Source organism: Rhodococcus sp. KRD162 (assembly GCF_017168335.1).
Lineage (GTDB): Bacteria > Actinomycetota > Actinomycetes > Mycobacteriales > Mycobacteriaceae > Rhodococcoides.
Window position 1 is genome coordinate 404970 of the sequence record NZ_JABFAU010000005.1, and the last position, 14827, is coordinate 419796.

General features: G+C 63.3%; 16 protein-coding genes. 6 read left to right on the forward strand and 10 right to left on the reverse strand.

What is annotated here, in order from left to right:
* Positions 1 to 73: 73 nt before the first annotated feature.
* Positions 74 to 658: a giguanylate cyclase gene (locus J1M87_RS10330; protein ID WP_206489440.1), complete on the forward strand. Its 585-nt coding sequence runs from the start codon at positions 74 to 76 to the stop codon at positions 656 to 658.
* 82 nt (positions 659 to 740) lie between these two features.
* Here J1M87_RS10330 and J1M87_RS10335 read toward each other — a convergent pair whose 3' ends face one another.
* Positions 741 to 2258 (reverse strand): mannitol dehydrogenase family protein, encoded by a 1518-nt coding sequence (locus J1M87_RS10335; RefSeq protein WP_206489441.1) that lies wholly within the window; start codon positions 2256 to 2258, stop codon positions 741 to 743.
* Between the two features lie 400 nt (positions 2259 to 2658).
* Between J1M87_RS10335 and J1M87_RS10340 the strand changes: the two genes are divergently transcribed.
* Complete coding sequence (locus J1M87_RS10340; protein ID WP_206489442.1) at positions 2659 to 3045, forward strand: STAS domain-containing protein; 387 nt, start codon at positions 2659 to 2661, stop codon at positions 3043 to 3045.
* A 20-nt stretch (positions 3046 to 3065) separates the two neighbouring features.
* On the forward strand, positions 3066 to 3554 hold the full coding sequence (locus tag J1M87_RS10345; RefSeq protein ID WP_206489443.1) for an SRPBCC domain-containing protein: 489 nt from the start codon (positions 3066 to 3068) through the stop codon (positions 3552 to 3554).
* Position 3555: 1 nt separating this feature from the next.
* On the opposite strand, the gene J1M87_RS10350 is transcribed toward J1M87_RS10345, so the two are convergent.
* Positions 3556 to 3837 carry a Rho termination factor N-terminal domain-containing protein gene (locus tag J1M87_RS10350; protein WP_206489444.1) on the reverse strand — a complete coding sequence of 94 codons (282 nt, stop codon included), beginning with the start codon at positions 3835 to 3837 and terminating at the stop codon, positions 3556 to 3558.
* 122 nt (positions 3838 to 3959) lie between these two features.
* Here J1M87_RS10350 and J1M87_RS10355 point away from each other — a divergent pair, with 122 nt between their 5' ends.
* On the forward strand, positions 3960 to 4364 hold the full coding sequence (locus tag J1M87_RS10355) for a hypothetical protein (RefSeq protein WP_206489445.1): 405 nt from the start codon (positions 3960 to 3962) through the stop codon (positions 4362 to 4364).
* Positions 4365 to 4851: 487 nt separating this feature from the next.
* Here J1M87_RS10355 and J1M87_RS10360 read toward each other — a convergent pair whose 3' ends face one another.
* Positions 4852 to 5535, reverse strand: coding sequence for a pyridoxamine 5'-phosphate oxidase family protein (locus J1M87_RS10360; RefSeq protein ID WP_206489446.1), 684 nt, complete (start codon positions 5533 to 5535; stop codon positions 4852 to 4854).
* A 93-nt stretch (positions 5536 to 5628) separates the two neighbouring features.
* On the opposite strand from J1M87_RS10360, the gene J1M87_RS10365 reads away from it, so the two are divergent.
* The gene (locus tag J1M87_RS10365) at positions 5629 to 7032 is read left to right on the forward strand and encodes a PLP-dependent aminotransferase family protein (protein WP_241256635.1); all 1404 of its coding nucleotides are present in this window, start codon (positions 5629 to 5631) and stop codon (positions 7030 to 7032) included.
* Here J1M87_RS10365 and murA read toward each other — a convergent pair.
* A complete protein-coding gene (murA, locus tag J1M87_RS10370; RefSeq protein ID WP_206489447.1) occupies positions 7025 to 8278 on the reverse strand; it encodes a UDP-N-acetylglucosamine 1-carboxyvinyltransferase in 1254 nt (417 codons plus the stop codon). The two genes, J1M87_RS10365 and murA, sit on opposite strands and share 8 nt — an antisense overlap.
* A gap of 54 nt (positions 8279 to 8332) precedes the next feature.
* On the opposite strand from murA, the gene J1M87_RS10375 reads away from it, so the two are divergent.
* A complete protein-coding gene (locus J1M87_RS10375) occupies positions 8333 to 8932 on the forward strand; it encodes a cob(I)yrinic acid a,c-diamide adenosyltransferase (RefSeq protein ID WP_206489448.1) in 600 nt (199 codons plus the stop codon).
* Here J1M87_RS10375 and J1M87_RS10380 read toward each other — a convergent pair whose 3' ends face one another.
* The 6 genes from J1M87_RS10380 to J1M87_RS10405 form a co-directional block, all read right to left on the reverse strand.
* The gene (locus tag J1M87_RS10380; RefSeq protein ID WP_206489449.1) at positions 8933 to 9370 is read right to left on the reverse strand and encodes a DUF2550 domain-containing protein; all 438 of its coding nucleotides are present in this window, start codon (positions 9368 to 9370) and stop codon (positions 8933 to 8935) included. It lies immediately after the preceding gene.
* A gap of 29 nt (positions 9371 to 9399) precedes the next feature.
* Positions 9400 to 9759, reverse strand: a complete 360-nt coding sequence (locus J1M87_RS10385) for a F0F1 ATP synthase subunit epsilon (protein WP_206489647.1) — start codon at positions 9757 to 9759, stop codon at positions 9400 to 9402.
* 30 nt (positions 9760 to 9789) lie between these two features.
* Positions 9790 to 11238 carry a F0F1 ATP synthase subunit beta gene (gene atpD, locus J1M87_RS10390; protein WP_094638681.1) on the reverse strand — a complete coding sequence of 483 codons (1449 nt, stop codon included), beginning with the start codon at positions 11236 to 11238 and terminating at the stop codon, positions 9790 to 9792.
* Between the two features lie 3 nt (positions 11239 to 11241).
* Positions 11242 to 12213 (reverse strand): F0F1 ATP synthase subunit gamma, encoded by a 972-nt coding sequence (locus J1M87_RS10395; protein ID WP_206489450.1) that lies wholly within the window; start codon positions 12211 to 12213, stop codon positions 11242 to 11244.
* 52 nt (positions 12214 to 12265) lie between these two features.
* Entirely contained in the window at positions 12266 to 13909 is a 1644-nt protein-coding gene (gene atpA, locus J1M87_RS10400; protein ID WP_206489451.1) for a F0F1 ATP synthase subunit alpha, read from the reverse strand.
* Between the two features lie 88 nt (positions 13910 to 13997).
* Positions 13998 to 14825 carry a F0F1 ATP synthase subunit delta gene (locus J1M87_RS10405; protein WP_206489452.1) on the reverse strand — a complete coding sequence of 276 codons (828 nt, stop codon included), beginning with the start codon at positions 14823 to 14825 and terminating at the stop codon, positions 13998 to 14000.
* Between the last annotated feature and the right edge of the window lie 2 nt (positions 14826 to 14827).

The window sequence follows — 14827 nt, forward strand, 5'->3', positions numbered from 1 at the left end:
GTAGTGCAATGTCGAACGACAGCGTGGACGCTGTGTTTCAATCGAGTCCAGAGTGGAAAGATTGGGGCCCGACATGACTCGCACTTTGACGAGATCGAACGAGCATTACCAGTGGGGTACGGGCGTGATGGCGTCCCTCGCTGTCACAACCCTCGTCAGACGCATCGTCTCCGTCGCCGCTCTGTCCATGGCAGTCGTGGTCACCCTGGAAATCGTGTTCGGCTACGGTGCCACCACGACGATCCCGTCAGTGGTGCAATGGACCTGCATGATCGCTGCGTACATCATGGGTGCGTTCTGGTGGTTCGGTCCGTGGCCGACACTGCACCAGGCCTTTGCCTTCGTCGTCATCGCAGACGTGGCCATCTTCGGTGCCACCATTACCGCCGACTTCGAACCCGAAGTCACTCTCGGCAAATGCACCTTCCTCATCCCGATGGGGATGCTCGCCGGCTTCTTCTTCGACAAATGGCGGCTGGCCGTACACATTCTGCTGTGTCTTCTCGGGACCTCCATCGTGGCGGTCTACATCGTCTTGGAGCGGGGGGTGGACACTTTCGTCGCGGTGGTGCTGTGGGCCCCGATCGTGGTGACGCTCACCGGTTTCGTTCTGATGTTGCAGCTCACCACGCAATCTATCCGTTCCGAATTCGAGTAACGGCGACGGTCCGGTGACAGCGTGAGCACTTCCTGATCGGATTCCGTACTCGGCCCTGGCCGACCGGTGGACGGCGAATGGGTCAGTCGTGTGTGGTCCGCGATCCGTCTGCACCCGTACTGAGCGTCGAATTCGCCGCCTCGACAGCTGCCGCCATCGGGCCATGACGGACGATGATATCGACCAATTCGGCGGTACGCGTGATGAATTCGGGAAAGCGAGCCAGCTCGACAGGCAGGATGTCGCCGTTTTTGACTACCGAGCGAACGAAGTGCTCACCGGACGCGGCCGAGGCGGCGAGCCCGGCCAATCGTTGACGTGCCGGGTCGGTCATCGACCCTGCGTGCGGGCCCGGATCGAACCCCTCGGGCGGGCACACGCAACACAGATACGCGGCCAGCGTCAAGGACAGACAGTGCGGAACGACGCCTCTCTTCAGGTGATACAGGGCGGGTATCGGAATTCTCTGGGACAGCTTCGCGGATCCGTCGGAACCGACCTGTGCGGTTTTGTGTCCGAGCGCGGAGTTGGACCAGCGCACGAACAACTGGGCGATGTAGTCCTCGATGTCCACCCCGTCGGGAACTGGCACGGTCGGCAGATAGTCGTCGACCAGCACCGCCCGGGCCGCCGCCTCCACGAACGGTCGACCGATCGATTCCGGTATCGTCTGCCGTCCATCGAGAGCGCCCAGATACGCGATGAGAGAGTGTGTTCCGTTCAGTAGCCTCACCTTCATCGATTCGTACGGTTCGACGTCCGCAGCGAACACCGCACCGCCGGCTTCCCAGCGGGGGCGACCTGCACAGAAGCTGTCTTCCATCACCCACATGCTGAACGGTTCCGCCGGTACGGCGATGCCGTCCGCCGCGCCCAGTCGAGCGGTCGACTGGGCGTCGTACAAGTCGCTACTGGACGGAACGATGCGATCGACCATGGAGTTGGGGAACGTCACCGAATCAGCCGACCAATCGATCACGTCGTCCGCGCCCGTGTGCTCGAGGAACTGACGTACGAGCGCAGCCGTGCGACGCCCGTTGCCCAGCAGGTTGTCGCAGCTGGCCACCGTAATGGGCGCTCGATGGGTTCGCGCCCGAATCGTCAGAGCTCCGGCCAGTTGGCCCACGGTGGTGGTCGGTGCCTCGCTCTGGTGCAAATCCTTCTGCACCGCACCGGATTCCAGGTCCAGATCGCCGGTCTTCGGCGAGAAGGTGTATCCGTGCTCGGTCACTGTGACCGTCACGATTCTGACGTTCGGGTCCGCGATGGCCGCCGTTACCGCGGCCGGATCCTGCGCCGCTACCAGTACTCCGGTGTGCGCTCCCGGCACGCTCACCCGCGAGCCCGATGGTGAGATCTCCACGACGCCGTAGAGCCGATCCTGTGCAAGCATGGCATCGGCCACAGCGCGAGATCGGTTCGCCACGCCCAGGATTCCCCACGAACCACCGTCCTGGGCCAGAGCCGCGGCGGTGTATACGGCCTGGTGCGCACGATGGAAGTTCCCCAGACCCAGGTGCACGATTCCGGTTCCTTCCGGACGGGCGGGAAGTAGTTCCGAACCGGCGAGGGCCGACCGGGACAGTCTCGGTTTGCTCATCTGGTCACCGATCCGTCATCGAGCCGTCGAGGTGCCGCGCGACCGGTGGATATGTGGGGTCCAACGCATGGTTCACCTCCGATAGTGGTTGCGGTGCCGAGCACAACACTGGCAGGTGTCAGGCAGTGTTGTCAGCGCCTTTGCACAAACGTCCCGCAGAGCTTTCCCTGTTTCGACGGCCTGCTTGCCTTGTTATCGACGGCCTGAGCCCCGCTCAGCCGCATCACAGCTGGCGTTACCCTTCCGTTACTCATTAGCGATCGCTCCGTGATCATGAGGCTTCGATTCGGTGATGTTGCACTGCCAGGATCGAAATACGACATGCAGCGGAACCTGTAGCCCTCGGGTTCCACCCAGCGCATGTCGGTTTTTCGGCCATCCGGACTGAGAGGTTCGCATTGTGACTGTCACCGAACACCCTTATTCGTCTTTCGCGCCCGCACGTGCTGACAACGCCCACTACTCGATCGAGACCGAGTCCTACTCCCCTCGCCTGACCGTCGTGCGCGCAACCGGAGATCTGGACTTGAGCGCCCGTGCCGATCTGGCGCGTGTCCTCGAAGAGGCCGAAAGCGCTGACACGGTTGTGTTGCTCGACTTGTCGGCGGTGACGTTCATGTACTCGGGCGCAGCCAGCGTTGTCATCGACACCGCCGCTCGCGGTGCCGGGCGACTCGAGATCCTCGCGCCGACGCGACCGGCACGCATGGTCTTCGAAGCGTTGGGCGCGGCGCACATCCTGACTGATCCGAGCGAAACCGCCGGTATGCGTGCTGCTCTGCGGTAGGAGTGCCGCATAGTCAGTCGATGGCACCGACACCCACCGGAACCCTGCGGAAGTTGGACACCGGCTTCGCCCTCGAACTGATCAGAACCATCGACGGACCACGCGAGGACGTCTGGGCGAGCTTGACGCAATCGTCTCGAACGGCGCTGTGGTTCGGTCCGTGGGAGCGGATCTCGGACAGCGTCATTCGCGTCACGATGACCTTCGAGGAAGGCGAACCGGCCTCGACCATGTCCGTCGACGCGTGCGAACCGCCGCACCACCTCGCCGTACGGACCACCGACGAGGGCATCTGGCCGCTCGACGTCCGCCTGTCCGAGAGGGGCGATGTGACGGACCTCGTGCTCGTCCACCGCTGCGCAACCACCGAGGGTCTGGGCGAAATCGGACCAGGGTGGGAGTACTACCTGGACATGCTCATCGCATCGAGGACCAACGCGCCTCTGCCGAGCTTCGGCGACTACTACCCGGCACAGCAGGAGTACTACTCATCGCTTCACCCGCAGTGAGTCAGTGCTTGCGGAGCGCGGCGATGAGGTCCTCTTTGTTCAGCTTCGAGTAGCCCTCCAGGCCCAGTTCCTTTGCCCTGTCGGTCAATTCGTCGACGGTCCAATCCTCGTAGGATCCCGACTCACCACCCTTCTTGCCTACCTGTTCCCTGCCCTGGTTCGCCGCAGCATTGGAGATTCGCGCGGACTTCTCCTTCGAGTTGCCTTCCTCGCGAAGCTTCTCGTACAAGCCCTGGTCCTTCAACTGCGGCTGATCGCCGGTGTTGTCGCTCTGTGCAGGCATCGAGACTCCCTCTCGCTGGTGCTTCTCGGATCTGCAGAAGCGCTACCCGGTCTGCACAACGGTGAAACGTGTGCCCCGAGGCGACCGCGTGTACATCGCGCGTCAACGGGTACTTGTTCGGGATGCAATCCGATCGACCCCACTCCCCGGACCAGGACACCACCGCCGAGACCGCCGAGACCGCCGAGACCGCCGAGACCGACAGCGCGCCACTGTCGGTGGGCGTGGTCAGCGATGACGGCTTCGCGTCGACCATCGCGTCGTCCATCATCGAGAAGCTGCCCGATCACGCGATGATCGACGGGCAACGGCGGGAACTGCGGGTCTCGGGAGCGTCGGTCCCCCCACGTGTTACTCACCCGTTCGCCGCTCGTGTACCCCGAAAGGCCTTACCGCTCGACTTGCATGTGTTAAGCACGCCGCCAGCGTTCGTCCTGAGCCAGGATCAAACTCTCCGTAAAAGACTCTCGAAACAACGATCCGAAAACCGTGAATCAGTCATAAACATGAAAGAGTCAAATCACTAGCAAAAAAACTCAACTAGCATTTCAAAACAACACCCGACAACAACCACCACAAGCGGATAGCTGATACATCGAATGCATACCACCAAACAAAAATTCGGCACTGACATTCATCGACACACTGTTGAGTTCTCAAAGAACACGCACACACCCAAACCCCACGAACACAATCCGCAGGCCTCGAGGGCAACTGTTCCAGTCTATCCCAGCTTGGTCTCGGACACAAGGCCCGACTCTTGGGGGATACAACCTGCCAAGCCACACGTCCAACCTCGTTCACCCAATCAACCAAGACCGGGTCGGTGTTCGTCGCTCTGACTCGACAAAAGTTACGCGACCGACCCCACCCGCGCAAATCGGCTGGTGAATCCGGCTGTCGACGGCATATGCGCAGGTCCGAGCGCGTATGTGTGCACGCCTGCTCCGCCACGCGAACAAATCCTGCCGTGTGACGCCAGCCATATTTCGCGAAACGCCGGAGAATCGGGTTTCAGGCGCGCGCCAACGCGGCGACATGATCCGGCTCTACCAGGTGCGGTTCCACATCATCGGCACGTTCTGCCCGCCCGAGGCTTTCACCGATCGGAACTACTCCGGCCCACACTCCCCCGGCGGCAACGTCGGAGTCATCGTCGATCGGTCCGCCGGCACGTGCCTTCACCGATGCTTCGTACAGCGGAAGCGCCAGCACGCTGGTCGCCGCAAGTTCCTTTCTGGAATGCGCCCGCAGGTGCGCACTCCTCCCAGGAACGACCTGATCGACGATCGCGTCCAACGCGCGTATGCGCTCGTCCTCGTCCGCGACTCGACGTGGCCGACCCACGACAACGGCACTTCGATAGTTCATCGAGTGATGAAACGCCGAACGCGCCAGGACCAGGCCGTCGACGACCGTCACCGTCACACAGATGTCCTGCGTCGGAGCCTCCACCAGGCTTCGCGAGGCCACCGAACCATGGAGATACAGGGTGCCGGCCCGGTCCGGACCCTCCGGATCCACGCCGAACACCGTCGGAAGCACGCGCGGAAGACGATCGACCACCACACCGATATGGCAGAGGCGCGCAGAGCGAAGAACATCGAGCAGCGCCGCCCGCTCCTGTTGTGCGCGATGCCGACCCCGGATCACTGTGGTTCTGGGCGTCGGGGACAGCAGCACCTCGTCATCGGTCATGCTCTTACGATGCCTCGCATGTGGCTTACTGTCATGGTCCATTATTGAAGAACATAGGTAGGCCACTTACCGGGCCGGAACGGGGATCGTTCGATGGGCATGCCACCGAACTCACTGTCCATAGCGGTCGATCGGTCCGACCGGCGCACGCTGCCTGTTCAGGTAGCCGATGGAATCCGTGCGGCCATCGATCGCGGAGCCCTCGTGCCGGGTGCCCGATTACCCAGTACCAGAGCACTTTCCGACGAACTGGGCTTGGCTCGAGCGGTAGCGGAGAAAGCATACGAACAGTTGATCGCCGAGGGATGGCTCGACGCACGCCGCGGATCAGGAACCTACGTTCGAGACATTCCGCATGCAGTTCGGTCACGCCGCACTTCACGCCGAACCCCGCAACCCCCTCTCCCTTCGGAGCGAATTTCGCTGCGCCCGGGAATACCGTGGACTCCACCCCGAGCGTCCGAGGCGTGGAGGCGGGCCTGGCGCGATGTCGGCACTTCGCCGCCGCCGGGTGCCTATCCCGATCCGGCAGGCTCGCTCGAACTGAGACGTCGCATCGCGGATCTGCTGGGACGTACACGTGGACTGCACACCGACGCGGATTCGATCGTCGTCACCACCGGCAGCATCCACGGTCTCGATCTGGCGCTCGGCGCCCTGTCGACGACTGATTGCGTCGAACACGTTCTGGCACTGGAGAATCCGGGATATCGAGCGGCCGCCGCTCTCGCGGCGCATCGTGGTTGGGCCGTTCACGATGTCCCTGTCGATCGCGAGGGCCTCGTCATCGAAAGCCTCCGATCGGTGCCTCCCGGCGCACCCGCCATCTACGTCACCCCGTCGCATCAGTACCCGACCGGCGGACTCATGCCCATCGGTCGCCGGCGTGCATTGGCAGACTGGGCACGACAGACCGGATCGACCATCATCGAGGACGATTACGATTCCGAATTCCGTTACGGCATAGCACCTTTACCCACAGTGACTGAACTCGTTCCGGACCGTGCCGTCTACCTGGGCACCGTTTCGAAGACCTTGGGTGCCGGTGTGCGGTTGGGATGGATGGTCGCTCCCCCGGCATTGGTCGATCGCATCACCGAAACGCGACGCGCGATCGGCGACCACCCATCGGTCCCCATTCAGCACGCCATGACCGCCCTTCTACGCGACGGCGAATGGGACCGATCCGTACGCAGTGCACGTCGGATCTATCGAGCGCGTGACCGCGTTGTTGCCGCCGCGCTCTCACGATTCGGCGAACTTCGGGGCGTCGGTGCCGGTCTGCACACAGTCCTCGTACTCGATCCCGCCGTCGCACGCGAGATTGCGACCGTATGCGCCGACAACGGGGTCGACCTGCCCACTCTCGCGCACTCGACCCGCTCGCCGACTTCGGACGGCGGAATCGTCGTCGGCTACGGGGCTCTGGCGGAGGATCAATTCGAGCGCGCACTACAAGTGTTGGTCGACGCTCTCCACGACAGATCGGTCAGCTGACCCGTTCGATGCTCCCACCGAGAGCAGTCAGATTCTCCACGAATCGTGGATAACCCCTGTCGATGTGGAACACATCGTGCACCTCGGTCGTACCGTCCGCGACGAGCCCCGCAAGCACCAGACCGGCCCCGGCCCGAATGTCGGAGGACCACACCGGCGCGCTGGAAAGCTGCGGCACACCCCGCACCACGGCATGGTGGCCATCGGTACGAGCGTCGGCGCCCAGTCGGATCATTTCCTCGACGAACCGGAACCGGGCCTCGAACACGTTCTCGGTGATCATCGACGTCCCGTCTGCGACGGTCGCGAGCCCGATCGCCATCGGCTGAAGATCGGTGGGGAAACCCGGATACGGGAGGGTCGCAAAGTTCACTGCCCGTGGACGCTCGTGCTGAACGACGCGGAAACCGTCCGGTTCGCTGCTCACCTCGGCGCCAGCAGATCGCAACTTGTCCAGTACCAGCGACAGATGCTTCGGGTTCACCCCGCGCACACGCACGTTACCCCGCGTCATAGCGGCCGCGATGCCCCACGTAGCGGCCACGATTCGATCACCGATCACCCGATGAGTCGTCGGCTTCAGCGCGCTGACACCACGGATGGTCAGGGTCGAGGTACCCGCGCCGCGAACATCGGCACCCATCTCGTTGAGCATGTTGCACACGTCGACGATGTCCGGTTCGCGGGCGGCGTTGTCGATGACCGTCTCGCCCGTGGCGAGTACTGCGGCCATCAGAATGTTCTCGGTGGCTCCGACGGACGGAAACGCCAGCCTGATGTTCGCACCACGTAGTTCGTCTGCTTCTGCCACGACACACCCGTGCTGAATTTCGCTGCGCGCTCCCAGCAATTGCAGTCCGGACTGGTGCATGTCGAGTGGGCGCGAGCCGATCGCATCGCCGCCGGGTAGAGCTACGACGGCTCTCTTGCAGCGCGCGACCAGCGGACCCAGAACGCATACCGACGCCCGGAACTGCCGAACGGCCGCAAAATCGGCGTGATATTTGGGCATGGCAGGCGTTGTTATGTGAACGACCGAACCTTCCAGCACGACCTCGCAGCCGAGCCCGCGCAACACCTCGGCCATGAGCGGCACATCCAGGATGTCGGGGCAATTGGTGATTGTGCTGGTTCCTTCGGCGAGCAGCGCCGCGGCCATCAATTTGAGGACGCTGTTTTTCGCACCACCGACCGACACCTCACCGACGAGGCGGTTACCACCGTTGACCAAAAAGCGTTCACTCACTTCGACAGAGTAGCCAGCGGGACCGGCCGACACCCGCGCGGTACCGTAGCGGCCATGAGAGTTCATCTCACTCGCATCTACACGAGAACCGGCGACGACGGAACGACCGGCCTCAGCGACTTCTCGCGGGTGTCCAAGAACGACCAACGACTGGTTGCCTACGCAGATTGCGACGAGACCAATGCGAGTCTCGGAGTCGTACTGGCACTGGGCAATCCGCCAGAATCGGTGCAGTCCGTGATCCGGACGATCCAGAGCGATCTGTTCGACGCGGGGGCCGATCTGTCGACCCCGGTAGTCGAGAATCCGCAGTACCCACCGCTGCGGATCGACCAGAGCTACATCGACCGCATCGAAGGCTGGTGCGACGAATTCAACGAAGACCTCACCGCGCTGACATCGTTCATCCTGCCGGGGGGAACGCCATTGGGTGCGCTGCTGCACGTGTCTCGAACGGTGGCCAGACGCGCAGAACGGTCGGCCTGGGCTGCGGTGCACGCGAGTCCGGAGACGACGAGCGAGTTGCCGGCGAAATACCTCAACCGTCTGTCCGACCTGCTGTTCATTCTGAGCCGATACGCCAATCCGGACGGCGATGTTCAGTGGGTTCCCGGATCGAGCCGTACATCCAGCGGGCCCACCGAGAACTCCTGATCAGACCGCCGGACGGGGGCGTCGCGAGCGTCCGGAGGGCCGAGACTCGACCCAGGACAGGAACGCGGTCAGTGCACTTCTGTCCAGCGCGATCTCGTACTGCTTTTCGCTGCCGGACAGTTCCAATACAGCGATGTCGGCTGTCATGATGTCGAATTCGGTATCCCGTGGGGACCGTCTATCCCCTACGTGAATATCCTGGCGACCCAGCCGATGATCCGGGCCCGGACGCAAACTCGACAGTTTGAAGAACACGAGTGTGTTGTCGCCGTAGCGAATGATGCCGTGCCGCCAGCCGGTGCCACCCTCGGAAGGCAACACCCGCATGATCGCTGCGGTGCCCCCACGTCGCAGAACCATCAGGCGGTACGCAAAAGCCGCGACGAGCCCCGCGAGCAGCACAACCAGAATGATCAGAACAATCAATCCGATGTGCATCGCAGGTCTCGTCGCGGCTTCTCGTGAACCTAGGACCGCTCGACAGCGCGGATACGACCCTTGGCCACAGCGATGGCCTCGAGGTCGTCACCGTTCTCTGCCACTACGGCCCGTGCCGCCTCGACATCGATGTCGTCGGCGAAATCGGCCGATTCTGCCAGCACGGTGACCGTCTTGCCCGTCACCGACAGGAATCCACCGTGGACGGCCGCAATGAGCTTCTCGCCGTCCGTGGTCGTGATCGACACCGTGCCGCCCTCGATCAACTGCCCGAGGACGGGCTCGTGGCCGACCATGATGCCGATCTCACCTTCGGTGGTCTGAGCGCTGACGATGGTCGCGGTACCGGACCACAGCTTTTGCTCCACAGCGACCAGAGAGACCTCCATGCCGCTCTTCTCGGAAGAAGTCACGTCGGTCTACTTTCCGGCCATCTTCTTCGCGGCCGCCTCGACGTCGTCGAGACCACCGCAGCTGTTGAAGGCCTGCTCGGGAAGGTGGTCGTACTCACCCTTGGTGACCTTGTCGAACGCCTCGATGGTGTCCGAGAGGGACACGACCGAACCGGCCTCGCCGGTGAACTTCTCGGCAACGATGAAGTTCTGGCCGAGGAACTTCTGGAGACGGCGTGCGCGGCCGACCAGAACCTTGTCCTCTTCCTGAAGCTCGTCCATGCCGAGGATGGCGATGATGTCCTGCAGCTCCTTGTACTTCTGCAGGATGCGCTTGACCTCGTTGGCCACGCGGAAGTGCTCGGCACCGACGATGCCGGGCTCGAGGATGCGCGAGGTCGAGCTCAGCGGGTCCACAGCGGGGTAGATACCCATCTGCGAGATCGGACGCGACAGCTCGGTCGTCGCATCGAGGTGCGCGAACGTCGTGGCCGGAGCCGGGTCGGTGTAGTCGTCGGCGGGGACGTAGATCGCCTGCAGCGAGGTGATCGAGCGGCCACGGGTCGAGGTGATGCGCTCCTGGAGCTCACCCATCTCGTCCGCCAGGGTGGGCTGGTAACCGACGGCAGACGGCATACGACCGAGAAGGGTCGACACCTCCGAACCGGCCTGGGTGAAGCGGAAGATGTTGTCGATGAACAGCAGAACGTCCTGTCCCTGAACATCGCGGAAGTACTCCGCCATGGTCAGTGCCGACAACGCCACGCGCATACGGGTGCCGGGCGGCTCGTCCATCTGACCGAAGACGAGGGCGGTGTCCTGGAGAACGCCCATCTCTTCCATCTCGAGGTGAAGGTCGGTGCCCTCACGAGTACGCTCGCCGACTCCTGCGAACACCGAGGTGCCCGAGAACTCGCGTGCGATACGCGTGATCATTTCCTGAATCAGCACGGTCTTGCCGACGCCTGCACCGCCGAACAGACCGATCTTTCCGCCCTTGACGTACGGCGTCAGCAGGTCGATGACCTTGATGCCGGTCTCGAGGATCTCGGTCTTGCCTTCGAGCTGATCGAAGGCTGGTGGCTTCCGGTGGATGCCCCACTGCTCGCCGTCGCGGCCGAGTCCTGGGGTGTCCAGGCAGTCACCGAGGGCATTGAACACGTGGCCCTTGACGACATCGCCGACGGGAACCGAGATCGGCTTGCCGGAGTCGATGACAGCCGTGCCGCGGACGAGGCCGTCGGTGGGCTGCATCGAGATGGTGCGAACCAAGTTGTCGCCGAGGTGCTGTGCGACCTCGAGCGTCAGGGTCTTGGCCACGGTCGGCAGAGTGATCTCTGCGTTGAGGGCATTGAACAGTGCGGGAATCGAGCCGCGCGGGAACTCGACGTCCACAACGGGGCCGATGACCCGAACGACACGGCCGGACTGTGTGTCCGCTCCGCTCGCGTTCTCTTGGGCTACTGCTGCGGTCATTGCTTAGTCACTTCCTGCGCTGTCGGCCAACGCGTTGGCGCCACCGACGATTTCGCTGATTTCCTGGGTGATCTGGGCCTGCCGAGCCTGGTTGGCCTGACGGCTCAAGGTCTCGACCAATTCGTTCGCGTTGTCCGTCGCTGCCTTCATGGCGGTACGACGCGCCGCGGACTCCGACGCTGCAGCATCGAGCAACGATGCATAGATCCGGGTGCTGATGTACTTCGGGAGCAGGGCCGAGAGCAACGTTCCCGCTTCCGGCTCGAACTCGTACTGTGCCTGGATGTCCGCATCGGGTGCATCCGTCAGCCCGTCCGGTCCCTTTTTGATCTCCTCGTCGGTGTACGAGATCTCCAACGGAGCCATCCGGCGAACTTCCGGCTTCTGCGTCAGCATCGACACGAACCGGGTGTAGACGATATGCAGCTCGTCCACGCCCTCGACGGTGCCTTCACCGTTGGGGGCGTCGACCTCGGTACCCGAACCGGCCATGAACAGCTCGACCAGATGCTTGCTGGCCTTGGCCGCGTCGGCGTAGCCGGGCTCCTGGGAAAAGCCGGTCCAGGAGCCTTTCACATCGCGCTCACGGAACGTGTAGTAGCCGAGACCTTTGGCACCCAACACGTAGATGACCGGATCCTTGCCCTCGGAGCGAAGCAGCTGGAACAGCTCCTCGGACTCCTTGAGGACGTTGGAGTTGTAGCCGCCGCACATGCCGCGGTCACTGGTCACGACCAGAACCGCAGCCCGCTTGGGCTCGGCCCGCTCGTTGAGCAGTGGGTGGTCGAGCGCACTCGATGCGCTTGCCAACGCGGAGAGCACCTTGGTGATTTCTTCCGCGTACGGCTTGGACGCAGCCACACGGGCCTGGGCTTTGGTGATCCGCGACGTGGCGATCAGCTCTTGGGCCTTGGTGATCTTCTTGGTCGAGTTGACCGACTTGATGCGGGAGCGAAGCTCGAGAATGCTTGCCATCTAGCTGTTCACGCTCCCTTCTGTGCTCGTGGTGTCACCTGTCATCGCCGGCCTACTTGCTGACTGTCTTGCGGGTGACGTTGACCTGCTCCTGGCTGACCTCGTCGGCGTCGAGGGTGTCCGCCTCCGCCTCGTTGACGACACGGTTACCCTCCGAGTCGACGAATCCGGCCTTGAACTTGTCGGTCGCCTCGACGAGCGCCTTCTGGTTGTCCTCGTCGAGCGCCTTGCCACCGGCGATGCTGTCGTACACGCCGCTTGCGTTGCGGTGCAGGTCCTCGAGCAGTTCGGTCTCGAAACGGCGGACGTCACCAACCGGCACCGAGTCGAAGGTGCCCTGGCCCGCGAGCCAGATCGACACGATCTGGTCCTCGACGGCAACCGGCGAGTACTGATCCTGCTTGAGCAGCTCCACCAGGCGTGCGCCGCGCTCGAGCTGCGCCTTGGAGGCCGCGTCGAGATCGGATGCGAACGCCGAGAAGGCTTCCAGCTCGCGGAACTGAGCGAGCTCGAGACGGAGGGATCCGGAGACCTTCTTCATGCCCTTGGTCTGCGCAGCGCCACCGACTCGGGACACCGAGATACCGACGTTGATGGCCGGTCGAACGCCCTTGTTGAACAGGTCCGATTCGAGGAAGACCTGGCCGTCGGTGATGGAGATGACGTTGGTCGGGATGTATGCCGAGACGTCGTTGGCCTTGGTCTCGATGATCGGCAGTGCCGTCAACGATCCGCCACCGAGCTCGTCGGAGAGCTTCGCCGAACGCTCCAGCAGACGGGAGTGCAGGTAGAAGACGTCACCGGGGTATGCCTCGCGGCCCGGCGGGCGACGCAGCAGCAGCGAGATGGCACGGTAGGCCTCGGCCTGCTTGGTCAGGTCGTCGAACACGATCAGGACGTGCTTGCCCTGGTACATCCAGTGCTGGCCGATGGCCGAGCCGGTGTACGGGGCGAGCCACTTGAAGCCGGCGGAGTCCGAGGCGGGAGCGGCAACGATCGTGGTGTATTCGAGTGCGCCGCGCTCTTCCAGTGCAGCCTTGACGCCTGCAATCGTGGAGCCCTTCTGGCCGATGGCGACGTAGATGCAGCGAACCTGCTTCTTCTCGTCGCCGCTCTCCCAGTTGGCCTTCTGGTTCAAGATCGCATCGACGCAGACCGCGGTCTTGCCGGTCTTGCGGTCGCCGATGATGAGCTGGCGCTGGCCGCGTCCGATCGGGGTCATGGCGTCGATGGCCTTGATGCCGGTCTGCAGCGGCTCCTCGACGGGCTGGCGCTCGAGTACCGACGCTGCCTGCAGTTCGAGGGCGCGGGTCTCGGAGGACTCGATATCGCCGAGTCCGTCGATGGGCTTGCCGAGGGGGTCCACGACGCGACCGAGGTAGCCGTCGCCCACGGGGACCGACAGCACGTCTCCGGTGCGCTTGACTTCCTGGCCCTCTTCGATGTGCTCGTAGTCACCGAGGACAACGGCACCGATCTCGGTGGCATCCAGGTTCAGCGCGACACCGAGGACTCCCCCGGGAAATTCCAGGAGTTCGTTGGACATCGCCGACGGCAATCCGGACACGTGAGCGATTCCGTCGCTCGTGTCCGTAACCGTGCCGACCTCCTCGCGGGAAGACTCCGGTGAGTAGCTCGCGGTGAAGTTATCGATCGCGCTACGGATCTCGTCGGAGGAGATCGTCAGCTCCGCCATAGTGTTTCCTGCTCTTCCTTCAAATGATCGCGGGGTGAAATGTCTCGAAAGTCGAGACGCTTCTTCTCGTTACTGTGTCCGTGTCGGACTATTTGAGCGTCTTTCGCAATGCAGCGAGGCGACCTGCCCCGCTACCGTCGATGACCTCGTCGCCGATACGAACGACAAGTCCGCTGAGCAGTTCGGTATCGACCTCTACGTGCACCGTGATCTGCTTGCCGTAGGTACGGGTCAAGGTTGCGGTCAGCTTCTCGAGCTGGCTCTCGTTCAGCGGGGCTGCGCTACGTACGTGAGCGACTGCCCGGTCGCGCTGCTGCGCAGCCAGATCGGCGAGTTCGTTCAGCACGTCGGCCGGAGCCGTCTTGCGCGGACGCGTCACAGCCTGAACTGCCAACGCCTCCGTGACCGCGGTGACCTTGCCGTAGAGCAGGCGACCGAGCAGTTCACGCTTGGCCTGTGACGGCTTCGAGCGATCCGACAGTGCCTGTTCGAGCTGCGGGTTGGCCGCCACGATGCGTCCGAGCCGGAACAACTCGTCCTCGACCGTGTCCAACTGATCCTGATCTGCTGCGGCGCGCAGCAGAGCCTCACGCCCCAGCTCGACGAGAGAGTTCAGCAGGTCGCGAGCCGTGGACCAGTTTTCACCGGCCGCAGCTTTGACGATCGTCGCCGTCACATCGGACACCTGGCCGGAGAAGACCTCTCCGGCCAGATCGCTTCGCCGAGCGCCCTCGACCGACGAATCGGACAGGGCGGTACGCAACGTGCGCTGCGCGTCGAGTGTCTCGACGACGGCGAACAACTCGGTACCGGTCTGCGCAGCGACGGCTGTCGCCTCGCCTCCCGACGCGGATCCCAGAGCTTCGTCGGCAGCCGACCGCGTGCGGGCGAGCGCCTCACGAGAGGTTGCGTACATGG